The organism is Marinomonas sp. PE14-40, assembly GCF_051623805.1.
Lineage (GTDB): Bacteria > Pseudomonadota > Gammaproteobacteria > Pseudomonadales > Marinomonadaceae > Marinomonas.
The window spans coordinates 2,681,484-2,704,365 of record NZ_CP130700.1; the positions used below are offsets into that span (position 1 = coordinate 2,681,484).

Below are 22,882 nucleotides of genomic sequence, written 5' to 3' on the forward strand. Positions count from 1 at the left end.
TTTTACCCCTAGCTACTTCCCTATTTGCCTGCAAAGGCCTTGGCAATACCATTGGCAATGGCTGCCGTTTCCCTCTTCATTTCTCGCTCTTCTAACCAAAGCGCCCGTCCTAGGCTTTCCGGTTCATCATCTTCATGAGGAAGCCAGCGCATCCTCAAGGTTACGAGTTGCTCGAAGCCATTTTTGTCGATGCTGTCCCGGAACGCCTGCGCAGCTTTACCACCGTAGGCAGATCACTGGAGAATTCGTCGGTTAGAATACCCATCACATCCATGACCAATTTGGCTTTTGGCTGTGAATCTTCATTCACCATCAAGGCTTTCAAGCTTGCATGCTGCTCACTTTTAACCGTTGACGACAAAAGGTTATAAGCAGGCAAAACCGTTTGGCCTTTCGCCATGGCATCAACAAACTTGTTGTATTCTTTGTCTGTTACCTTAAATTCAAAATCTGTATCACCTATGGTGATTTCAATTAGCTGTGCCATCTTTACTCTCCTTGTACTTGTTTCTGAGCCAATTTTAAGTGCTCTCGTTTAAACCAAAAATTGGTTAAAAATGTTGCGATACCAATGATCAAGCCACCCATGGCAACCCATTCATTCATTGAAAAACCTGCAAGCGTCGTGGTTATCGACGCCCCATATGCGGTGGCTACGGTGGATTTCTCCATGTGTGCCTCCCTATTTCCTTAACAATCCCATGCCCTTAATACTGACAGCCGCCAGTACGACTATTTTTAATAACTCACCTAGCTCAACCCCCAAGGACTTCAAACTTTCTAAACCCAGGTTGACTGCATCTAGATAGCGCATGTCCCCGCTATAAGCACTGGCCATAGCGGCAAGAAAGAGCAGCACGAAAGGCGAAGTAATAATCAGAGTCACGTATTCATCTTTCCAAGAAGCAGACTCTTGCCGTTTGGCCAACGCTTCCCATTCGGCTTCCTTTAAATCCAAATCAAAGCGTTTTTCTTGGCCCACCAGCTTAAGTTTGGCTTGTGCAGACTCTGCCGCGGCTTTCCTTGTCTGCTTTGCCTGATAAGCCTTAGAAATGGGTGCCGCTAAGGCACCCAAAAGGCTTTGCAGACCAGTGATTAATCCCAGCATTTAATCTATCCCTTTATGCTCAACATCTAACCACCAGGTTTTGACATCAAAATTCGGACAGGTTTTATGAGAGTTTAAATCCCTATGCCCCACCACATTTGCCTTGGGATAATCCAACTTAAGCGACAGTAAAAGGCCCTCTAGCGCTCTCATCTGTGCGTTAGTAAACTCATCCCTTCCGATAAGACAGATACCTAAAGACCTAGCATTAAAAGGGTCAGCATGAGCGCCTTGCCAATACCTTGGTCGGCCCCATTGCACCTCGCCTTTTAAGGTGATTACTGCGTGATAACCTATGCCGTCCCAGCCCTGTTCTAAATGCCATCTATGGATGTCTTGAGCATGAGTTTCTCGGCCATTAGGTGTATCTGAGCAATGCACCACTAGGTAATCTATTTGCTCCATTAACCTAGGGTCTCAATGAAACTTTTATCCAAATAAGGCACGCCATTGATTTCGATAAAACGGCTATCTGTCACATCATAAGCAATAGTATGTTCCAGCTTGTCACCGCCTTCACCACTGGCATCTAGCACCTTGCTCAGGCGCAACTTGCAACCATAAGCCGCCGTTTTAAACTCTTGATCTAGGGTTTTACCCAAACCAACAATGTCGAACACGCCAAGTTGCTGCCATGAACCTGCTGTTCTCGCCGCTTCCACCAGCTTGTTATAGCTTTGAGTATCCAATGTAATTTCACCACTGGCAGAGACAGCACCACGAACAAAGCCATCAGGTACACCGCGAGTCGTAGTTGGCTTAATGCCGTCTTCCACATTTAGGGTGTATTGCTTAACGTTAATAATCTGAGTACCAATGGAAATATTGATATCTGATCCCGAAATATGTTGCATGCTAAACCTCGCTAGTTAGATTAAGGGCGATATAAGCTTGAATCGCTTTAGGGCAGTTATAAGGGCGAACTAAAAGCGCGATTTGCACCTTGGTTCGTGAGGCCCAACTAATTGTGATATCCCCATCTAGAGGTGGTTTCACTTCACCTGGCTTATAAATGCCATTGGAGGTTAAGCTCTTACTCATATTGATGATCGGACGCATAAAGTAAGTTTCATGGGCGGCAATCGACAAAGGTGTGCTGTTTAGCTCACGGTTACCGACTTTTTTAATGCCCAAAATACGTACTTGTCGCTTGGCCTTATTCACGACACGCAGGTTTTCAATCACAGCATAATCACTAGCCTCTGGCGCAAGTGTCATACCGTCACTGCAATAAATGCCGTCATAATCAGGATAAACTTGCGGCACTGTCCCTCTGGCATCATTCAGCGCTTTGGCATGAGCCATATTAAAAACCGTACCATCCACATCAGAGGGAAGTGTTGATAAGCCAACAATGGCACCAGTTTGAGTACGCATAGGTGTATCAGCAATAGTCACAGCCTCATTACATAGACGGCCACAGACTGTCCCCATCCAACCCGCAAACACTTCTGGAATCAGCATAATGCCAGTTGACGCCACACCATCTTGCAAAGTATCAAAGGCACTAATGAAAGCATCCCATTTGTCTGAAGTAGCAGCCGCTGCTGTTGCTGCAACAAAGAAAAGAGAGCGACCATAGCTGTTTTCAGTATCCGCAATCGCAGTCGCAATAAGATCTAGCTCACTTTGAGCCGTAATCGCATCAGCCACCACAACGGCTTCACATACAATGTTTTGCCCCATGGCAATATCAAATGCTGTTTGCCACTCACCTTCATTGGTTCTTGGCATCACAACGGCGGTCCAATTTGCTGAAGCATTTGCCTTAGCGGCCGCCAAGCTTGTTTTCAAGCCACTTACCGAAGCGCCCAAAAGTGCATCTAAATCTGAGCTTTGATCTAAATACAAAATGCTATCTAGATTCGCGCTTGCCTTACCAATAAATAAGAACTGACGCTCTGGAGAGGAAAAGTCTCCCTGCCCTGAATCCACGTCACTTACGCTAACTTGTCCTAAAGCCATTTTAACTTCCTGTTTTGTTTTAACTTTTTAGTCATAACGCTAGGGCTACTCCTGCCCTAGCGCTGACGCTTTAGAAATGTCAGGCCATCATCCTTGGGCCCTATCATTTCTCCTTCAATCCACATTGCCTCTGTGTATTTATCCTTAAATAAGCAGATAACATTCTGGATATTGGTCTTCCTGACCTAACCTCTTATTCCCTTAATTTGCCAAGTTCACTAGATTCCCTGTTACCTCAGCACTCAAAGCCCAATCTATTTCCGCGCTACCCAAGACCCAAGTTTGATCAGCTAACTCAATCTCACCATCAAGACTTGAAGAGATATAAACCGGCTCTTCAAACGCTAAACTCACTTCTAAATTAGCCGTTTGAGCATCTTGCAGGTCGATTGAGATACTTGGGTAAGCATCTTCCAACTCTTCCCTGTCATCATTGTCTGCCAGCCAGGTCATCAGGTGAGCATTAAAGCTAGCAATCTCTTGCGCCTGATAAGGGAAGCCAATCAGATTAATGACAGCGCGGTAGCCCAGGTTATGCAGCAAGACTTGATTCCCTTCATCCACACCTTTTGGCTTAAGCACCATGCTTTGCACTTGTGCACTGATAGCGCCTGCCGACAAGTTTGATTTCGCAATCAAGTAACTTTTTAGTGCTTCAAGCTTTTCCATAAACTCGCTTCTCTTTTACTGCTTTATAGATTGGGCTTTTGCCCTCTTACTCCTAAGAGTGATCGACGAGAAGATCCTTGCTTCCCTGGGCCATCCTATTGGCCCCTTAAGACATCCTTGCCTTGTCGATAGGTGCAGAATAAGCCAGCCAGAGACAGGCTTCCAGCGGCTAAAATCCGCTAAATTGCGATTTTTCAGGTATCACAAAACACTGTCCTAAAAAGCGTTATTTATGCGGTTTTTGATAGGTAATATGCCCTTGCCAGCGCATAAAGCATGGCTAAATAAGTAACCTTGCAGCTGGCAACACATTCATAAAAAAGGAAAAAGACATGGGTCTTAATTTTAATAAGGATATTTTTAACGCCTTTGAACAAGGGGCTAATTTTAAAAGTAGTACCACGGCGATTAGTGCCAAAGTAAAAGAAAAGGCAGAACAAGTAGAAACAAAAATACAAAATGTATTAGGCAAGTTTTCACAAGCCTTGCAGCCTAACCTATTTACAAGTTATTCAGGTGATTTAGGTAAGGCTAAATTAAGTTTAAAAAGCTATCAAACAGGTGTTGTCACACTGCAGCTTCATCTCGAGGCTAGAATCTCAAGCTTTCTAGAAGATATGCAAGTTGCAGCAGCGATTAAAGAAGTCGACTCTTATCTCACTGAACTGCCAGCATCCTGCACTAACATTAATAGCCTGGCTGGCACCTTAGCAGGGGTTGCAGATTCAAACTTAAATGCCACTTATGACCTTATGATTAATTTCGAACAAGGCTTAGATTTTTTAGAGCAAAATATAGATAGCCTTGAAGCCGAACTAACTCATCTAGAAGATGGCCTAAATGGAGAGGTTAATGAGCTAAAAGGTGATCTTAAAACACTGGAAACCGAGTTAAGCAGACTTGAACAAGAGATTGAAGATGTTGAGAAGACACTCGATACAGTTAAGAATGATTTAACTCAGTTCGAGAAAACGGTAGAAGAAAGCTTAACTAGCTATCAGGAAAACCAGGTAAAAAGCTTAGAAGATTTCCAAACGCAGGTCGAAAAAAGTAAAGATGAATATTTGGAAAATCTAGATAGCCGTTTAGACAACTATCAAGATGAAGTGAATGCATATGAAGCCAGCATTGCCGTTAGCACAGCCAAATATGAAGAAGAACTCGATTTAAGTCTAGCAAGCTATAAAACGAGTCTAGATGAGTATCAAGAAAACCTTATGGAAAACATAAGCAGTACAGAAACTCAGCTACTAGCCTATCAAACGAGTCTGACAACTAAGTTTAATGACTATGAAACTAAGCTTACTGAAATTAAAAACCTTATCTTGCTTCCCATTACTGATGATCTCACACAGTTTGCCACTGGCTTTAGTAGCCAATTAAAAAGTTTAGAAAGCGTATTAGATGAACAAGTGGTTTATCTAACAAACACAGTCAGCACCGAAGTAGACAATTTAAGCCAAATGTATTTAGCCCATAAGCAGATGGCAACGTCCTTTAGTTTGCAAAGCTTAATTAAGGATGAATGTGTTGGCTCGCTTATCAGTCAATTTGCCGATGACAAACTTAAGTTTGCCATAGAGCGCAATGTCGAAAACTTACTAGGAGATGATCTTGTTCAAGTTCTTGAAGAGGGCATAGATACAGAAGATGTCATCAATGACTACGAAGCAGAAAAAGACGCCATTCAGGAAGATATTAATCATGCCTTTGAAGGCGTGGAATCAGACATAGATGACTTTATTTCTGAATACGATGAGCTAATCGACCAAGTTAAATATCAAGCAACAATTTTTTCAAATCAATCTGAAAACGCTATTCATGACTTAAGTAATCAGCTAGAGGGACAAGTAAATAGTTTATCAACAACAATTGATAGCTTATTAAAAAGCCTATCAAATGATTTAAGCAACAAGCTTGTACTTGTAACAAGTATTGAGAACACTGCGATTAGCTTTGAGCAGGAAACAAAAGCAGCTATGACAGGATTTAAAAGAGATATTAATACCGCAATAACAGAGCTTAATCAGGCATTAGAAGCGTTAGCTCAAACGATAGATTCAAATACTGACATACTAGGATCTAACTTAGAAGAAGCAGCTAATACGCTGAATAATTAGGTAGAAAGAGAATAAGAAGAAACTATAGGATTAGTCCTCATAAAGACTAATCCTAATTTAATTAGGGTTTGTTTGGCCCAAAACCTAATAGAGGCTGAGCTTGTTTAAAACTCGTATCAAATTTTGCCTCCCAAGGAAAGTAGCCCTCTCGGTCAGGCCACACCATTTGCAAGACAGGGTAAGGTTTTGGTAAGTCACCATAATACCAGTTTGCGTAGCCTAGATAATCTCGATAGAAATCTAATTCAACAGGAATAAAAGCAACAGCAAGACCTTCAGTAAAGTCATCATATTTTTTATAAGGCTCAAGCCTTTCTTTTGCACCGACAATTTTAACAACCGCAATATTTAATAACTGATTTGCGACTTCGGCAGGCAAGCCAACTAGGATTAACTCAGGGTGATTATGTTGTTGAAAGTGACCAATGCTAAATGAGAAAGCAGCTTGATCATCCTCTTGCCCTATATGCAGGTTGTACCAACCCACTTTTTTAATTTGCTCTAATATCAAACTATCTTGCTGTGTTTCTGCAGGTGGAGCAACAAAGCCCGTTGGCATACTCTCCATGAATACGGCTGCTTTTAAGCCGCTTTCCTTAGACACCTTTTCCTGAGGCACGTTTTCCTGAGACATAGCTTCTTTCCCTTGTATTTGTAGCGAAGAACAAAGCAGTAAAATAGATAAAACCAACTTCAAAATATCAACATCCTTTTTGCAATCCATCTTCAAAAAACACTGAGTGAATAACTTGGGATCAAACCAACAAAGTGAATATTTTTTCCATTAAGGTATTCTCTTTATGACTTAATAAGCGCGACACTGTGTAGTGATTTTTACCCTCTAAAAACAAACAGTCCAAACGACAATTCTCTTTTTTCAGCTTCTCACTATAAACCTGGGTTTGTCGAGTGAACTCGTTCGTTTCATCATTTCCCACTGCCATAATGATATGAGGAACAAAATTAAATACACCTGTTTCCAAGATAGGGCTTAATTCAGCCACCTCCTGATCACTCAGGTTTAACACTTTATTTAAAAAGGACTGCTGCATCTGTTTAAGGTCATAAAGCCCACTTAGCATAACAGCCCCTTTGATACTCTGTTTTATAGCTTGTGGCCAATCATGAGCAAGGATTTTAGCCGTTAAAAAACCACCCACAGAATGACCACCAACAACAAGGTGTCCAGGGTTTCCTTGCCACTTGTGTATATTCTCATACACCCAAGCAAAGGCTTTAATATTTTGCTCAACAATTTCTTTAACCGTCACTTTTGGCGCTAAATCATAATTCACCAACACCAAGGTGCAGCCAGCCTTCACAAAAGCCTGCGCCAGATAACTATATTGCGCTTTGTCTAATGCCCTAAAGTAACCACCATGAATAAAAATAAACACAGGAGCATTCGCCTTCGCCGCAGGAAAGATATCCAATTTTTCACCAGGACTTGACCCATAGCTCACATCTAAGCTGGCACGATAAGTTAAGCGGGTAAACCTGCTCTGTACTTCGTTGGCAAGCATGTGCAGCATGCCTGTTGGATGCCGCTTTCGTAAATTAAACGCTTTATCAAAGTTTGCCATTAAATCTAGTTCTCATGCTTATTCAAGAAACGTAACCGATTCACATCAAATTAAATGAGAGTTTAACACCTCCCTCCATCCAGCTTAAGCTGTTGCTCTTTCTTTAAAATTTCCTTCGCCATGGCCACAATATCTTGTTGTGGTGGATTGAGGTAATGAGAAAATGAGGCGGACACGACAAAGGTGCAGCCACAGCTTTCTATATTCAGACAGCGACAGTAAAGCTCTTTCATAAAGACCTGATCAATATCTTTAGCGATATTATTACTATTAGAAATGACTGCCTTAGATTGGCAATTAGGACATTCAATACGAAATGCCATGGAACTCTCCTTAGTTTGTTTAAATTAATTTGCTTGAGTTTGATTAGTTATGTGAGCATGCTTGAGTAATTGGGTTGGCGTACAGTTATTGACACTAGTCCAAGTAAGTTCAGAGACTGTTTCTTCGATAGACTCCAACTGCTTACGCTGTACTCGCCATTCATAAAGACGCGTAATAACAACCTCTATGCCATTTGCCACACCTTTAATGCTTTTCACCATTTCGCCATACTGGTTTTCTTCTGGATCACTATAATGCGTAACCAGCGTTTGTTTACGTCCAGCAAAAGCTCCGCCCATAAGTTTGATAAAAGCAGCATAATCCGCTCGATTTGCCGCATGATAAATGGCCGCAAATGCACGAGGAGCAGCCTTAATCTGTAGTCGTCTTAATTCGCGCCATACAGTGACAGAAGCACCACCGATAAATTGAAATTGTTTGATTCGATTTAATCTTGCCCAAGCCACAATACGCTTAGCGGCATCCTCCCCAGAACGGCCTGACGCGTGGTCTGTATCAAGGTGTTTTCCATGAACATTTTTTGAAATGTATTTTGTGATATAAGCGGTCGCCGTTCCCTTTTCAGGTACTATTTTAAGCACTTTGAGTCTGTGTTTTTCAGCACCCGTTTCCTTACCATCTTCCGCTAGTGCGTAACGTTTAAATGCCACTAAAAAGCGTTCCGATTGCGCTTTATCTAGGTACACAATTAGATGCCAGTGAGGGGTACCATCATGATGAGGCTCAACGGTTCTAACACCATAAAATGCAATGCCGTGACGATGACACCAAGCCCTAAAGCATTGCCACACATGATTTAGATAGGCATGAGCCTCTTGCACGGTTGGACTCTTTGCCAATCGATATTTATGGTTACGCCTACCTTGCGAAATAGGGTGATATTTTGAAGGACAAGTCAGGGTAATAAACCAAGCATCATGATTCTGCTCTTGCGCGATCTCTTCCAAGCCACGACTTCGAACCATAAGTTCAGCAAAACGCTTGTCAGGATTAGCCACACCTAACTCGGCGAGTTGCGCCAAACTGTAGGCTTGGCCTTGGTCGTTTATGGCTTCCCAACCATCTAAAAAGGCCATTTGATTCGCTTGCTTCTGCTGCTCTTTTTTCAGAGACCAGTGGGATACATAAGGCGATGCATATTTATGAACCTGACCACATTCTCTTAATACCTGCTCTACCTTGACCCACTGCCTTCTCGCTTGTCTCACCCACCATTTAGCCGTAATCATGCGCGCAGCCAGACCTGCAATTTTGTCGTTATCTTGCCAGTCATGAAAATCAACGCCAGCCTGTAGTAAATAAAGCCGTATATAAGCTTTCACCGCTTCAGCATTGGATCGAGTACCAATTTTTACCAACTCGACTTCAAAACTATGACTTTTTTGCCAAGCCCAAGTCGCTAACGTATCGCCACTTAAATCGGTAATTAAGGCGTCACAATACTGCAAACGCTGAACCACACTTTTCAACCACGCATAGGCACTTGCTTCATCTAGGTAGTTCGCTAAACGATTCGCTTCCTTAGCAACCACTGGCCTAAGGGTAGAAAGCTTAGCTAACAGCTGATAGCGACCTATCACCTTTCTTAGCCAAGTATTAGCGGTAATATAACCAAAGGCCTGATCTTTCTCTGCTAACCTAGCACTAAGTAATTTTGCATCATCAGGATGAAGGGAATTTAATAAGGAGCCACGCCACTTAAGACACTCATTTGTCGCATTTGATTTGGATGGAGTTAAAGGTATTTGCTTAGGCATATTCAACCCCTGCTAGCTTTTCAATTGCTAAACAGCTTGATTGATAAGCACTGTGCCCATTAAAAAGGCCCGCTACCTGATCCAATAGGTCGAGCTTTTGCGATAGGGCAATGGTTACCTGACTGTTCATCCAAGACCAAGTTAAACGCCTTCCCACAACATCAGTCATCGAACCTTTATCTATTAACAAGAATCGATTTAAACGACATTCCACTGCCGCTTTCACCATTTCACATAACATTTGTACTTCATAGACACATAGTGGGACATCTCGCTGACGACCAATATCAAATTCATAGCCACCTCTTCTGATTGCATCAGTTTTAAAGCAAGGCTGAAGCCTAATTTTTTCTAAGGTGACTAAAGGGTCCCATACGGTTAAAAAATGAAATCCAACCAAGTTGCCACGATCAACCTCATGACAGGCATACATCTTCATCCAGTGACCTGCGACTTCCTTCAAAAGATTCCTTTCACTTGCAGTAAAAGAAAATAAGAGTGTTTTTGGATAATTAACCTGAATAGCGTGAGCTGTCATATTCCTTACTCCAGCAGTAGGTATCTGCCATGTCTAAAATCTAATCGATTAAACTATGTGAACTTAAAGTCACCTATTAATTCACATTTCTAAATTAGTACATTTAAAACTTCAATTTATGTACTTTTGGTACATAATACATATGAACTGAAAGTTCCGCAAGAATGAATCATAATTGAACTCTTGGTTCATAAATTTAAGGTAATCACTTTGTCTTTTTCAGATCGGCTTCTCATAGCACTGCAAAAAGCAGGCATACAGCGCCACGGTGCTGGGGCTTGGCTAGCAAAACAAACTGGCACAACCGTTAAAGCTGCGAATAAATGGCTTAATGGTGAATCTCAACCGCGACGTGAAAAAGTGCAAGTTATCTCAAAGGCAACGGGGGTTAGAACCGAGTGGCTTGAATATGGCACGGGAGAAATGCAGACAACTCAAACTCAAGAGGACAACAACCAAGATAAGCACCTAAACCTAGGACACATCGATGCTTGGGACAGTGATACCCCTTTAAACCCAAACGAGGTAGAAATACCTTTTTTCAGTGAAATTGAGTTGTCAGCAGGAAACGGATTTAACAACGTGCTAGATATTGCCACCCAAAAACTTAGATTTAATGTCTCAACCCTTAATAAAGCAGGCGTTTCAAGCGAGACAGTGGCTTGCTGCAAAGTGAATGGCGATAGCATGGAGCCGATACTGCCTAACGGCTCAACTGTTGGCCTAGATACCAGCCAAATCAAGATCCAAGATGGGAAAATGTATGCGATCGAGCATGGCGGCATGCTAAGGGTAAAATACCTATACCGCTTACCTTTTAATGGATTGAGAATTCGTTCTGCTAACCCAGACCATCAAGATGAAGAGCTGAGTGGAGAGAGTGCCTTAGACGTCAGAGTCATCGGTCGCGTTTTTTGGTATTCAGTTCTGCTCTAATTTATAACTCTCAGTGTTTGATAGCGGCTTATAGCGGCTATCAAATGCTCTGACAAAGATACTTTCAGTACTTTGTTAAAATAGAAAATAGTTCATATTGGTTCAGAGTGAATACATTAATCATCACCTAAAGGCTTTTGTTCAGTACTTTCAGTAGCCTTCTTTGAATTCAATAGCCTTTTGCATATCTGACATTAGTTTTTTAGTCTCTTCTACCGTTAAAACTAAGGGTAACATTTCATGGTCTCCTGACCGTGAACCTGACACCTTTAAGCCGACTTTTCGACCATCATCAGATTTTACCGCATGAACTGAAATTGAATGAATCTGCTTTTGTCGATTACTTTTTGCTCCTTCGTATGATTTTAATATCTCACCATAAAAAATATACCTACTCCCTCTTTTCGTAAAAGTAGTAAAAATAATCCAACCTAAAACGGCAATAAATGGCACCAACGCTAGTGCTACAAATAAGTTAAACATGAGTGTACAACCTAAATTTAAACGTGCTCTTTCGTCATGATGACATAAGTATCACAGGCTAACAAAAGATAAAAAGGGCCATAATACTTAAATTATGACCCTAAAAAGAAGAGAGGAGATTTGAGGCTAAAGGCTTATTCGACCTTGTAACCAACCCCATAGATGGAGTGAATAATTTCTTCACTTGGATCTGCGGCCGCAAGCTTTTTACGTAAATTCTTTACATGACTATCAATGGTTCTATCACTGACAATACGGTCATCCTTGTAGCACTTTTGCATCAAGCTTTCGCGAGAGAATACACGCTTAGGACGTGATACCATGATCTGCAATAAGCGGTATTCAACTGGTGTTAACTCGACATATTGACCATTGGCGTGGCATTTAAAGCACTCAAGATCCAATGTGATTGAGCGATAAACCAACTCGGTTGACTTTTCTTCTTCATCATCAATACGATTCACACGACGTAAAATTGCATTTACTCGTGCTACCACTTCTCTAGGTAAGAAAGGTTTACAAACATAATCGTCTGCCCCAACTTTCAAACCGACGAGACGATCCATTTCATCAATTCGTGCAGTCAACATCATGATAGGTACATTAGAGTGCTCTCTAAGTTCCTTACAGATATTGATACCACTTTTACCAGGTAGCATAACGTCTAGGATAACAAGGTCTGGCTTGCTTTCCATAATGCGCTCTACTGCTTCATCTCCACGGTACAAAACCTTCACGTCATAATTATCTTTAACCAGATAATCGACGAGGATTTGCGCAATTTTGACTTCATCTTCAACTATATAAATTAGCCCGGAGCTCATCTTCTATATCCATTTATAATAGGGAAAGTAATTGTTATTTTTAATCCTCCTAACTTAGAAGGAGATGCTAAAATTTTTCCACGATGTGCCTCAACAATATTGCGGCTTATCGCTAATCCTAAACCTGAACCATCACGACGTCGAGTTCTTGATTCATCTTGCCTATGCAGAGGATTAAATAGACGTTCGCAGTCATCTGGCTTAACACCAGGTGCACTGTCTTCAAAAATGATGGTGACCTGATTGTCCTCTGTCATCATTCTGATTTCTATTACACCAGGACTATCTGTGTAAGCCAGCGAGTTGGACAACATGTTTTTAAACAACTGAGCCAAACGGGCTGAGTCACCACTAAAAACTTGAGATTGTGATGACACTTCAAATTTAATGTCGTTAGCTAACGCTCTATTTTTATAACTCGCACAGGTCGTTGTGAGTACCGTTTCTAAATCAATCTTTTTGAATTCATAGTTTAGACCACCAATATCAGAGACAGATAGCTCATATAAATCATCAGTTAACTTACGCATAAAATTAATTTCCTGCTCTAATGAACAGATCTGCGCATAATCAAATTCTCTAATACCATCTTTAAGAGATTGAATTTCACCGGTTAAAATTGTCAGAGGGGTACGTAATTCATGAGAAATATCTGCTAACCAGCGCCTTCTTGAATCTCGGTTCTCTTCTAGCGTTTTAGCTAGATAGTTAATGTCTTCCATTAACAAACCGACTTCATCACGCCCTGATAGCAGCTTTTTCGGAGAGTAGTCTCCACGAGATAAAGACTTGATAGCTTTCAGTACATAACGATGGCGATTTAAAAATAAGGTTGCAAGCATCCAAGATAGCAAGGCGGCAGAGATCAAAGCCACGGTTCCTATCACAATACTTCGCATCAGTTGCTGTTTGGAGAATTCAGTCTCAAGGGGGCTTTGAAAAAAGCGTGGCGGTATACTGTGTAATTCCCCTATTTGTTTACCCATGGCAATAATGGGAATAGCAATGCTTAGATTCTCTGCATCATCCATCCAATCGCCTGCTACAAAACTATGATTCTCGTCATAAAGCGCGGTAAAGGGCGCGGCTTTATCTCTATTAATACCAATACGTCCTGCTGGAGGAGTCCCCATATCAGCATTCAAAGGATCTTTATTATAAGAGGTAGCGCTGTCGTACTGTCTTTTATGGATACCTGGAGGAAGAGGCTTTTCTGAATCACTACCACTGCGTTTAGGCAACAAATAAAGGTGACTCTCTAAACTCTCTTTAGGGATCTTTTTCCAATCCCCACCCGCCTCGAAATAAAGCTCGGTGAGATTATTCGACACAACTTCAAGGCGAGTTTGTTCCAATGCATTTGCATAGTCTAAAAAGCCTCTTTCGAAGCTCCATCTTGCCAGACCTAAAGTCGCTATTAAAATAACAGCGGTGAGTCCCAACAAGGTAAGCATGAGTTTTTGAAATACTGTTAAAGCCATCCATGCATTATATGTTTTCAAAAATTTAGCCTCCACTTATTCAGATACATATTAATTAAAATTCACCACATCTCCACAATATTCATTTTTCTGCAAAGCCGCTTTTATTATTAGTTAAACAAATCAAAAACAAAACGTTAATTGATTAAACCTAACTGGGAAACGAGAAAAGTCTCAATCATTTCTGGAAATTGATAAGCGCGAATTACATTATCTTGATGCTGAGAAAAAGCCACCAAGTTATCATTCGACAAGGTTAAAACAGACCCATTTAGAATAAGGTCTAACAACAAGAGATAGGCATACCAGTCAGCAAGGGGTTGAAACTCAACGAGAGCATGAGACTCAGGCAGAGCATAAGCAGGAGTAAAGGATTTATATTTTTTCGCGCTATAACTTTGATTTAGCCAACCACAGCTTGCAAAGTCGATTAAATATGCTTGCTCATCTTGGATAATAATATTGTTAGGTTTTATATCATTATGAATAACACCCTCTTCATGCAACTTATTAATACTATTGAATAAAGATAGTAAAACACCATTCGAAACTCTGTCTTTTTTATCTGCTCTTATCTGATCAGATAAACTGGTTCCGACAAGGTAATCCATAATAATAATTTGATAACTTTCACGGGTGTCAGAGGCATAACATTTAATCGGTTGGCACGCTGAACTTCGCCTTAACCAAAGAGCTTCTTGGGAGACCAAATAACGATCAGACTCTTCAAACGCAAACTTAAGCTTATGCCAGACACCTCGCTCTTTGTGCTTAACAAGTACAAAATTTACGCCTAAATTTTGTACTTGCTCATCATATACAGACTGACTTTCAAGCCAGCCTTTAAGATCAAACATTATAGTGAGACAGGCACCCTAGTACCTGCAAAAAAGTTTGCGGTGAAAGGGTTTACACCATTTTCGACGCGCAAAATAAATCTCACTTGATTGTCTTTATCTGCATATAAAAGCGAAACATCTTTCGTGCCCGTGATTAAAGAACCATCAAGCGAGTCTGCTAATCTAAACCAATTCCAAAAACCTTCGAAGCGTTGACGATTAACGACCCCATCAACATTTTTTATCTGTAGATCAAGATTAAAAGATTGATTATCTAACATAGGCCAGGTCAAGTTTTGCCATAAGGTAGGCCCATTGCGATAGGAGAATAACAAGCCATCATCACGAATCGTAAACTCAGTTAAGGTTGGTGTCATAGACTGAGCTTTCACTAAGAAAGGAATTTGAATCGCCTTATCATTAAAGAACACAGTTCTTATATTTGACACATCATCGACAGACGTTGCATAGGCAGAATTCAAAATCAAATGACGATTCGATAGGAAACTGCGCATCATCATGCGGCCATCATTACCTTTCGTGAAATATTTACCATACACATTAACAAAGGATGCTACTTTCCCTTCAGGACCATAAAAAGTCTGGAAGTCCTGTAAGCTAACATCATCCGATGCTGTCTTTGTATAAGGATACTTTTTACTTAATCTTGCCTGATAAAAATCACTCACCTGAGACCAATCATTATTAATAAGCGCTCTTATATCAATCAGAGCGAGCTGATTAAACGTAGTCGCAACACCTTTCAATAAATTAGGTAAGATTGGATCTGTATAGCTGCGACTCAAGGTGTCCATTTGTGCAATAGGACTAATCGTATCTAGCTTAAAGACTTGATCTAGGAAGAACCTTTCACGTGATTGGCTTTCATCAGATTGTTGCACCCAGCTTAGGGTATTTGTCATTTGCCCCAAGGCTATATCCAATCGACTTTGACCAGCATCATCCAATTCAATTAATTTATGATAACTAACAAAAGGTAATTCAATAGCATTTGCAATCTTGGTAACCATTTCACTTGGCTTGTTATCCGCTTCTGCCTCACCTTCCTTAGGTGCCGCCTTAAGATTAAATAAAGCACTGATATTAGTGTGACTACCAATCAGGTTATAAAGTCTAACAAGCGGTGAAAAAATAGGGTCTGAACCGATAGCTAACTGTTGCTTTGTATCCGTCCATCCTGTTGTTTCGACCCATTCGATATTGGACACAAAGTTTTGCCAGAAGTTGATATAGTCATCTATATAACGTTGGCGTAATTGTCGGTTGATACGGTTAAGCTCTGCTTCGCTCACTCTCCCCATCACACCTTCGTAGCCTTTAATTGCATCATCCGCTAATTCAAAGCCTGTGCTTGCCATCAACTCTTGGAAGCCATCTCGGGTAAAGATGAAAGGAACAACATATTGATTAAAGCCAGGTTTGAAATCAAAGATTTTCTTATAGGACTGGCCTAGTTTTTCTCTTAGATCAATTCGCTGAGCCAAGCTCTCTTCTTGTAAAATATGCTGATATAAAAGCTCACTAACATCTTCCGTAGAAAGTGAGGTTTTCACTAGATCAACCAATTCCTGGTTATCTTGTTGCGGAACAGCCGTAGTGGCTAATAGGTCGTGAGATAACTCTCTGAACCGCTCTAGAATCACACTATCGCCTTCGCCCTCTTCTTTAAGTGCACTGACATAGTACTCAACCAGAACTTCGCTATTCTCTCTGACTGGATTATATAAAATTTGCTGTAAGTTGAAGAGTTCTAAGGTTTTCACCTTATCACCTAGCTTGTTATAAACGAATAGATCTTTGAGAAGGTAATCTCTCATTCGTACTAGAAGTACCTCTTCTAGCTCTCTAAAGTAGGCTTTATCCACTTCAACTTGAATACTTGAATCAGGCAACCAAGAAAACAAAAACCAAGGCTTTTCAACACGGTATAACAAGTAGATATCACGAATTTCAGACAAGCTGAAAATAGGCGATGATAAATCATCAGAAATTGACTGGTTAGACTCTAAGTTTTCCTCATAACGATCCAACTGCACGATTGCTTGTTGATCGATTGCTTGCTGGTAATCAAAACTTGATTTTAGAATCCATAAGAAGCCTGCAAAGATAAGCAAAAGCCCACCGGTAACAGCAACTCGAGTTACCCGATAGGTGAACTCTCTACGTGTCTGAACGCCAACAATTGGCGCTTCTTTGACAAGAATAGAACGCATTAAACGCTTACCAAATAGGCTGAGGTTCTTTTTAACAAGCTCTTGTTTAGCTAGCTGCTCGTAACCTAGATCGGACGCTTGCATCATGGTCAATGGGTCAATTGGCCTTGCCTCACCACCCGCATTAACAAAGAAGTAACCGCGAAAATAAAGTGCTTTACCTTCAAACTGATGATCAATAAAGAGGCTGTTAAAGTAATTTTCTATGGTCGACTTAAGCATAGAAAACTGGAAAGTACCGGCAACAATCGCATCACGATAATCTGTATTAAGCTGGCTTCTCAGGGCATTACTCAAACTATCAGAAATACTTTTTTGCAAACTATCATAAGACTCATCAAACCAAGTTTTATTAAACTCTAATTGAGTGATTTCTGGCACTAGCGCACCAAAAGCTTGGTCTCTTTGTCTCTCATCTAAGGTAGAGAATATCTCGCAAAAATCCCTTAGTTCAGACATATGTGTGAAAATAGAGTAGATAGGTAAATTCAAACCAAAGGCATGATTGAAGTGGCGAATTAAGTTTCTATCCTGCTTACCTTTATTTGAAATTGCACCGCTGTCATTGGCTAACAACTCACGAATACTAACGCCAAGAATAATGCCGTTTACGGCTTGTCTTGGACGCTTTTTAAGCAAGTGTTTGGTCAGTAACTCTGTTGCTTGTTTAAGCTTCTCTGATGGGCTTTTCTGATGAACACAAACAAGCACACTATTTTCGTTTAACCAGAAACTAATAGGTGCGTTTTCGTTATTATATTTTTCTTCTAACTCTATAGGCTCATAGCCCATCTGTTGAATCAGTTCTCTGTCATCATCATAGTTTTCATTAAAATATAGATACCATGGTGTGTGATATGGGTTTGTCGATGTTTTTGCCTGTATACGCCACAGCGCATCAAAGCTTTTCTTGAGGTAAGCTCGGTAAAAACTTGCCTGAAGTTTCGACTCTTCTTTTTTAGGGTCTTTAACTTTAAACAAACTTTTAACGACTATGAAGCTAGACACAATAGAAGTGAAAAGAATCGTGGCCACAGCCAAGGCACCCTGCCACCAAGGTGTCATAGCCAAAAGACCAAATCCCCACGCAAATGAAGCCTGTAACGTACCGAATAAAAATAATAGTCCAATAAAAGACCAAATAGCTTTTTTATTCTTTATCATTTAACCAACCTACCTTATAGCGTATTAGCGACTTATTTCAGGGTGACAATAAAGGCATCAGGAATGCCATTTTTACGGATTTTATCCAGCGCACCATACGCTGTATTTTTATCGCTAAAATTAATAACTACACGAAACTTACTTCGCCATTTAACTATTTCGGCGGTGCCTTTATAAAACGCTAACTCTTGAATAAAGGATTGAGCAGACTTTTCAGTCGATAAGGTCGCCAACTGTAAACGCCAAGTATTCTGGTTTTTTGTTTGCACAGTCTGAGGAATTACAGGGTTCACTTTTACATTAGCCTTGGCAGTATTCAGCATCTCTTCATCAGTACTGACATAAGTGTACTCAATGTCTTTTCCGTCAACTTCATTAAAATAGGCTTGAGTAAACTCACTTAATTGAATAAAGCTTCTCGCTTTTTGCGGTAAAGTAGTTTGATACCAATAAGAGATACCAGCAAAGACTAAGGCTATTGAAGCGGCACATAATAAAGCTTGGCGCCAAAACTTAGCTGGCCTTTGCGGCTTCTTAGCCTTATGAAAAAACGAAGCATTTACATCATTGGTGCCGTTAAAAAGGCTCAATTCTGGCCTTTCTCTATTCTCAAAAATATTTTTCTCTAAACGCTTAAGTAGCTCTTCTAATTTATCACTACCATGCACTCGGTATTGACCACGAAAACCTATTTTCAAGAAAACGTAAATCAGCTCTAGCAGATCAATTAACATTGCAGGCTGAGACAAAGCTCTTTCTGCTACCGTATAAAATTGTTCCCCACCGTTACGCATACCAAAGAGCTCACTTACTAAAGTTTGGTTTTCCCAACTGGATTCTTCGCCCCATACGCTATGTAGAATTTGCTCATCAATCACAATACAAAATAAGAAGCAGGTTTTATCCGCCACAGATGGCGGGTAATCTAGCGCTGCTATTTTATGTTTTAAGTCTGAAATAATTCGCTTGATGCCTTTCTTAAATAGAAAAAGATCATCCGGCTTCTGCATACGTGCAACAGTGACGGTTAAGGCTAATAGCTCGGCACTGGCACTCATAATAGCATTATCAAAATGCAGATAATTTTGCAGATCAACCGCATCTTTCGCCTGATTTTTTAATGCGCTCGCACTTTCTAAAAATACGGCGTCTTTAAAATGAGATGCAGTTGCAGCAGAAGATGCTGGAGCGACAGCAATTGTCGCTTCATCAAGATAATTATTCATAAATAACTCAACCTAAGACATAGAGTTGCAGGTGCAAATCAGGGATACGGCTATCGACGTGAATAGCTAACGCTTCACGCTTTTCCTTTATCTCTTGCCAGTAAATATGGCGTGTATCGATTTCGACATAACAAATATCAGCTCTAGGTTTTAGCTCATTCGGTGCAACTGGCAACACATTTAAACTAATGCCTGAAAGGCCATTACGCACAAGTTCTGCCACTTGCCCTAAACCACATAAGGTACACGCCGTTGGAAAGATTTGTGCTAATGCTGATGTCCCTATACTAGACTCTACAGCCAAGACAAAACGTCGATTTTCCATCAGGTGAATATCTTTAACCGAGGTTCTCAATAAGCGACGACGTTCAAATAATTTGGTATCCCAAGCAAACTCAACCACATTGTCACTTTGCACCATAGATAACTGATCACGTAAGCGAGTAAATAATTTACCCAATACGTGTTGTAAATCATCTCTTACTAATAAGTCTGGCGCTTCGGCTACACTCGGTTTAAAGCTGGCAAGCTCTGAAGAAAAGCGTACTAATCCATCGTAAAACTCATCTAAACTCAGCTCGGTGTTATTTGCTGTTAAGTGCAACCAAGGTAACCAGCGGTTCAGTGTTTGCAACCATAGATACTCTCGCATCAGGCTTTGTTCGCTTTTACGATCTTGACCTGCACCAATACGCTGTACAACAGAGTTAGCACGGGTTTGAGTTAGCACTAATAGCTCTTTCACTCTTTCTTTTAATAGGCTTGAAGCACCATATTGTAAGCAAGCAGGGATAAAGCTTTGATCTAATACCAGCTGTCCACTCTCACGACTTTCAAGAATTTTTGCGATTGGAATGACAGTCATTCCCGTCATTTCATCGCCTTCTAATAACAATCTGACATTTGGCTCTGCAACTGTCGTTTCTACTGAGTTCTGGCTCGAATCACTGGCATCAAATAAGTTAACGGTTTCTTTTAAATAACGTTTATTTTCTTCTCTTAGACCGTATTCGTTTTCACCTTCAATCTTCATCGGTAAAGCGAGGTAAATTATCTTTTCCAATGCCCCTTGCTTAACATCTAATAAGAGCTCTCTGGTGCTTTCAAAATAAGTACCATCAGGGAATAAACCACGACACTGAGTGACAGCGATTTTGCCTATTTGTAATCTATGTTGATCAATTTCAAGTGTTGATAAACCATAACGCTGACCACCTTGAGTCAAAGCGATATACTGCTCTAGATAATGGTGGTTATAACGCTCTTGTTGCTGGAAATGTTGAGGCGCGATAAACATGCCTTCACTCCAAACTACCTTGCGATGACGTCTCAAATTAGACTCCTTAAAATACTTTCCACCAAGATTCATCAACGGGTTGTGATATAGCAATTTTCTTACCACTAACTCGAATATAAACAGGATATTGTTCAGGGGTTTCAGCCAAAGCAACATAAGCTTTAACTTCAGCATTAGCATAATCTGCAAATTCACCTAGCACAGCGATATAACGCGACTCTTGCTGTACATCTAAGGTGATTTTTTGATTTTTACCCGGCAACATTGGCGCCAGTGATGTCACATCAATTAACGAATCAGCTAATGTTTCTCTATCTTTTGAAAACAAGTCTAAGAACTCGGCATTATTAAACACACCAAACTCACTGAGTTGATAAATGCGAATTACAATAGGTCGAGCTTGTTGATCACCATAAGCATTAATATCATCTAGGGTCTCAACGTTAAACTCAACTTGATAAGGTGCAATAAATGCTTTGGTGTTGGCACTCGTCGCGCTATTACTGCTACAGCCAGTCACTAGCATCATTAAAGCCACACATAGAATGACCGGTAGGTTCAAAAGCCTCACTTATTGCCTCTTAATTCTTCTAAAAATAACGCAGAGAAAGAACGATGAAACTCACGTCTTTCTTGTTTGCGAATAAAGTTTTTACGGTACAACTTCCAATACTTTTTATCTCGGTTGCCCCAGCCTGTTAAATAGTCGTTAAACACATCTTCCATGTGGTCTGGCTCTAAATCTTCTAGAAAACGATCTACCGCTTTATCTATACATTCCATTAATCTTTCGTGAGCAATAGCACTATTTAGCCCCATTTTTTGCTGATCAACAATCTGACTTAAAGCCATGATGCTGTCGCTTAACATCTGATGTTCATCTAACAAGTTGGATGATGTTGTCGTTTGCAGACTCACATTTGGCTCTTCTAACATGACAATATCTTCATCATGCGAGCTCACTTCTTCAATTTTTTCCTCATTAATCTCAAACTCGGAATCAGCAGGAGATTCCTCAAACGGATCAAAACCAAACTCATCATCAGCTAATACATTCTTCTTGGAGAACAAGTTGGCTTCCTCTGAAAAATCATCATCTTTATTATCAAAGTAATCCCCTAGGTTTTGAGGGTTTTCTTGTACTTTGCTCTTTTTTCCTATGTCTAAGCTATCAATAGAAAAGCTTTTTGCATCTAACTCTTCAGCATAGACATCATCTAAAACAGGTGGCTCTTCTTCGGCTGCGAACAAGGATTCCATATCACTGATGAGTAAGGTATAAGCTCCCATCACAATCGTATCGCCATCCGCCAAAAAGTGACGCAGACCTTTGCCCAATAACTGGCCATTCACAAAAACACCATTCACGCTTCTGTCTATAATCTGATAAGAGCCTTTAGGGTGTTTAACTATCTCTGCGTGAACTCGAGATAAAGTACGATTAAAATCAGGCAATTGGATCGTACAATCGAAAGAGCGCCCGATTGTTCCTCCCGTATCAGGTAAGGAAAGCTGCCTACTATTGACTTGTTCATTTTCTGGTAGCTCAACGAGCTGTAAACTTATCGACATAAATTTGCTCTTTTACAAGTCCACTATTAAAGACACTGTTTTAGGGCCTTATTAAAATTGCCTAGGAAAACAGGGTTTTTACGTAAAAATTCTTTTGAAAAATGCACCATTAGATCTTGTCTACCATAAGGAACACGGCGGAAGTAATCTAATGGGATATTCTCCTGAGCCATAGAGTGCTCAAATACCAGACGGTATTCTAAAGCAACATCGATATCACCCTGCCATAACATTTGTAACAAAGAGTCAGAATCACGCGGCTTTTTCACCACATTAAAACCTTCTTCTTTTAAATTAAGCCATTTATTCGTATTAAATTTAGCGCTGAAACGAGCCTTGTATTTGGCACTCTCATCATCAAGATCTAGACTCACATTAGGAGAGATAAACCAAGATAATTCCTCCGATATCAAAGGATCTGATGCGTCTGAATATAACTCTCTTGAAGCACTACTAGAGCCAGAAAAATAACCATGCATTTTATTTGCTTCAACTAAGAGCTGCGCCTTATCCCAGCGCATCATAGTAATTTCATAGGGCTGGCCCATCTGACGCAAAGTACATTGCACTCGCTCAACAGCAACACCGCCAATTTCTCCGCGATCTACCGTCTGATAGGGTGGCCATTCCTGCGTTGCTAGATACAAGCGGTCCAGCGCAAAGGCTGAACCACTTAGTAAAAACAATGCAAGACTGAGAACCCACTTAGTATGATGATACCCTGTTCTAGCAATCTGCACG

General features: G+C 40.6%; 25 protein-coding genes. 2 read left to right on the forward strand and 23 right to left on the reverse strand.

Translation table 11 applies throughout. From position 1 onward, the window contains the following. Window positions 1-20 precede the first annotated feature (20 nt). From Q0A08_RS12405 to Q0A08_RS12440, 8 genes are all read right to left on the reverse strand, one after another. Complete coding sequence (locus tag Q0A08_RS12405; RefSeq protein ID WP_438461862.1) at window positions 21-152, reverse strand: DUF6890 family protein; 132 nt, start codon at window positions 150-152, stop codon at window positions 21-23. A gap of 8 nt (window positions 153-160) precedes the next feature. Then, window positions 161-487 carry a putative phage tail assembly chaperone gene (locus Q0A08_RS12410; RefSeq protein WP_063338852.1) on the reverse strand — a complete coding sequence of 109 codons (327 nt, stop codon included), beginning with the start codon at window positions 485-487 and terminating at the stop codon, window positions 161-163. 2 nt (window positions 488-489) lie between these two features. Continuing rightward, entirely contained in the window at window positions 490-672 is a 183-nt protein-coding gene (locus tag Q0A08_RS12415; protein WP_009835684.1) for a phage holin, read from the reverse strand. A gap of 10 nt (window positions 673-682) precedes the next feature. Beyond that, entirely contained in the window at window positions 683-1,108 is a 426-nt protein-coding gene (locus Q0A08_RS12420; protein WP_438461863.1) for a hypothetical protein, read from the reverse strand. Beyond that, entirely contained in the window at window positions 1,109-1,513 is a 405-nt protein-coding gene (locus Q0A08_RS12425) for an N-acetylmuramoyl-L-alanine amidase (RefSeq protein ID WP_438461865.1), read from the reverse strand. Beyond that, on the reverse strand, window positions 1,513-1,962 hold the full coding sequence (locus Q0A08_RS12430) for a phage protein (RefSeq protein ID WP_046016626.1): 450 nt from the start codon (window positions 1,960-1,962) through the stop codon (window positions 1,513-1,515). Before Q0A08_RS12430 ends, Q0A08_RS12425 begins: the two co-directional genes overlap by 1 nt. Window position 1,963: 1 nt before the next feature. Next, window positions 1,964-3,073 carry a DUF2586 domain-containing protein gene (locus Q0A08_RS12435; protein ID WP_438461866.1) on the reverse strand — a complete coding sequence of 370 codons (1,110 nt, stop codon included), beginning with the start codon at window positions 3,071-3,073 and terminating at the stop codon, window positions 1,964-1,966. A 201-nt stretch (window positions 3,074-3,274) separates the two neighbouring features. Next, the gene (locus tag Q0A08_RS12440) at window positions 3,275-3,742 is read right to left on the reverse strand and encodes a phage tail protein (RefSeq protein WP_438461867.1); all 468 of its coding nucleotides are present in this window, start codon (window positions 3,740-3,742) and stop codon (window positions 3,275-3,277) included. A 332-nt stretch (window positions 3,743-4,074) separates the two neighbouring features. On the opposite strand from Q0A08_RS12440, the gene Q0A08_RS12445 reads away from it, so the two are divergent. After that, window positions 4,075-5,862: a DUF7217 family protein gene (locus tag Q0A08_RS12445; protein WP_438461868.1), complete on the forward strand. Its 1,788-nt coding sequence runs from the start codon at window positions 4,075-4,077 to the stop codon at window positions 5,860-5,862. Window positions 5,863-5,923: 61 nt separating this feature from the next. On the opposite strand, the gene Q0A08_RS12450 is transcribed toward Q0A08_RS12445, so the two are convergent. From Q0A08_RS12450 to Q0A08_RS12470, 5 genes are all read right to left on the reverse strand, one after another. Next, window positions 5,924-6,496, reverse strand: a complete 573-nt coding sequence (locus Q0A08_RS12450) for a DUF4262 domain-containing protein (RefSeq protein ID WP_438461869.1) — start codon at window positions 6,494-6,496, stop codon at window positions 5,924-5,926. Window positions 6,497-6,617: 121 nt separating this feature from the next. Next, window positions 6,618-7,445: an alpha/beta hydrolase gene (locus Q0A08_RS12455; protein WP_438461871.1), complete on the reverse strand. Its 828-nt coding sequence runs from the start codon at window positions 7,443-7,445 to the stop codon at window positions 6,618-6,620. Window positions 7,446-7,507: 62 nt separating this feature from the next. After that, window positions 7,508-7,768 (reverse strand): ogr/Delta-like zinc finger family protein, encoded by a 261-nt coding sequence (locus Q0A08_RS12460; protein ID WP_438461872.1) that lies wholly within the window; start codon window positions 7,766-7,768, stop codon window positions 7,508-7,510. A 24-nt stretch (window positions 7,769-7,792) separates the two neighbouring features. Next, window positions 7,793-9,547, reverse strand: coding sequence for a replication endonuclease (locus Q0A08_RS12465; RefSeq protein ID WP_438461874.1), 1,755 nt, complete (start codon window positions 9,545-9,547; stop codon window positions 7,793-7,795). Then, entirely contained in the window at window positions 9,540-10,085 is a 546-nt protein-coding gene (locus tag Q0A08_RS12470) for a hypothetical protein (RefSeq protein ID WP_438461875.1), read from the reverse strand. Before Q0A08_RS12470 ends, Q0A08_RS12465 begins: the two co-directional genes overlap by 8 nt. Before the next feature lie 210 nt (window positions 10,086-10,295). On the opposite strand from Q0A08_RS12470, the gene Q0A08_RS12475 reads away from it, so the two are divergent. Beyond that, entirely contained in the window at window positions 10,296-11,021 is a 726-nt protein-coding gene (locus tag Q0A08_RS12475; protein ID WP_438461876.1) for a S24 family peptidase, read from the forward strand. A 150-nt stretch (window positions 11,022-11,171) separates the two neighbouring features. Here the strand turns inward: Q0A08_RS12475 and Q0A08_RS12480 are convergent, their stop codons facing one another. The 10 genes from Q0A08_RS12480 to Q0A08_RS12525 all read right to left on the reverse strand — a co-directional run bounded on the left by Q0A08_RS12480 (window position 11,172) and on the right by Q0A08_RS12525 (window position 22,881). Next, complete coding sequence (locus Q0A08_RS12480; RefSeq protein ID WP_438461877.1) at window positions 11,172-11,504, reverse strand: hypothetical protein; 333 nt, start codon at window positions 11,502-11,504, stop codon at window positions 11,172-11,174. A gap of 134 nt (window positions 11,505-11,638) precedes the next feature. Continuing rightward, window positions 11,639-12,328 carry a response regulator gene (locus Q0A08_RS12485; protein WP_438461878.1) on the reverse strand — a complete coding sequence of 230 codons (690 nt, stop codon included), beginning with the start codon at window positions 12,326-12,328 and terminating at the stop codon, window positions 11,639-11,641. Beyond that, window positions 12,325-13,830: an ATP-binding protein gene (locus Q0A08_RS12490; RefSeq protein ID WP_438461879.1), complete on the reverse strand. Its 1,506-nt coding sequence runs from the start codon at window positions 13,828-13,830 to the stop codon at window positions 12,325-12,327. Before Q0A08_RS12490 ends, Q0A08_RS12485 begins: the two co-directional genes overlap by 4 nt. Window positions 13,831-13,946: 116 nt before the next feature. Then, on the reverse strand, window positions 13,947-14,666 hold the full coding sequence (locus Q0A08_RS12495) for a protein kinase domain-containing protein (protein WP_438461880.1): 720 nt from the start codon (window positions 14,664-14,666) through the stop codon (window positions 13,947-13,949). Continuing rightward, a complete protein-coding gene (locus tag Q0A08_RS12500; RefSeq protein ID WP_438461881.1) occupies window positions 14,666-18,046 on the reverse strand; it encodes a type VI secretion protein IcmF/TssM N-terminal domain-containing protein in 3,381 nt (1,126 codons plus the stop codon). Before Q0A08_RS12500 ends, Q0A08_RS12495 begins: the two co-directional genes overlap by 1 nt. Before the next feature lie 32 nt (window positions 18,047-18,078). Then, on the reverse strand, window positions 18,079-19,272 hold the full coding sequence (icmH, locus tag Q0A08_RS12505) for a type IVB secretion system protein IcmH/DotU (RefSeq protein ID WP_438461883.1): 1,194 nt from the start codon (window positions 19,270-19,272) through the stop codon (window positions 18,079-18,081). A gap of 7 nt (window positions 19,273-19,279) precedes the next feature. Next, window positions 19,280-20,605, reverse strand: a complete 1,326-nt coding sequence (gene tssK / locus Q0A08_RS12510; RefSeq protein WP_438461884.1) for a type VI secretion system baseplate subunit TssK — start codon at window positions 20,603-20,605, stop codon at window positions 19,280-19,282. A gap of 10 nt (window positions 20,606-20,615) precedes the next feature. Beyond that, window positions 20,616-21,140, reverse strand: coding sequence for a type VI secretion system lipoprotein TssJ (gene tssJ, locus Q0A08_RS12515; protein ID WP_438461885.1), 525 nt, complete (start codon window positions 21,138-21,140; stop codon window positions 20,616-20,618). Beyond that, window positions 21,137-22,141, reverse strand: a complete 1,005-nt coding sequence (locus tag Q0A08_RS12520; protein ID WP_438461886.1) for an FHA domain-containing protein — start codon at window positions 22,139-22,141, stop codon at window positions 21,137-21,139. Before Q0A08_RS12520 ends, tssJ begins: the two co-directional genes overlap by 4 nt. A gap of 26 nt (window positions 22,142-22,167) precedes the next feature. After that, window positions 22,168-22,881 (reverse strand): hypothetical protein, encoded by a 714-nt coding sequence (locus tag Q0A08_RS12525; RefSeq protein ID WP_438461887.1) that lies wholly within the window; start codon window positions 22,879-22,881, stop codon window positions 22,168-22,170. Window position 22,882: the final 1 nt, after the last annotated feature.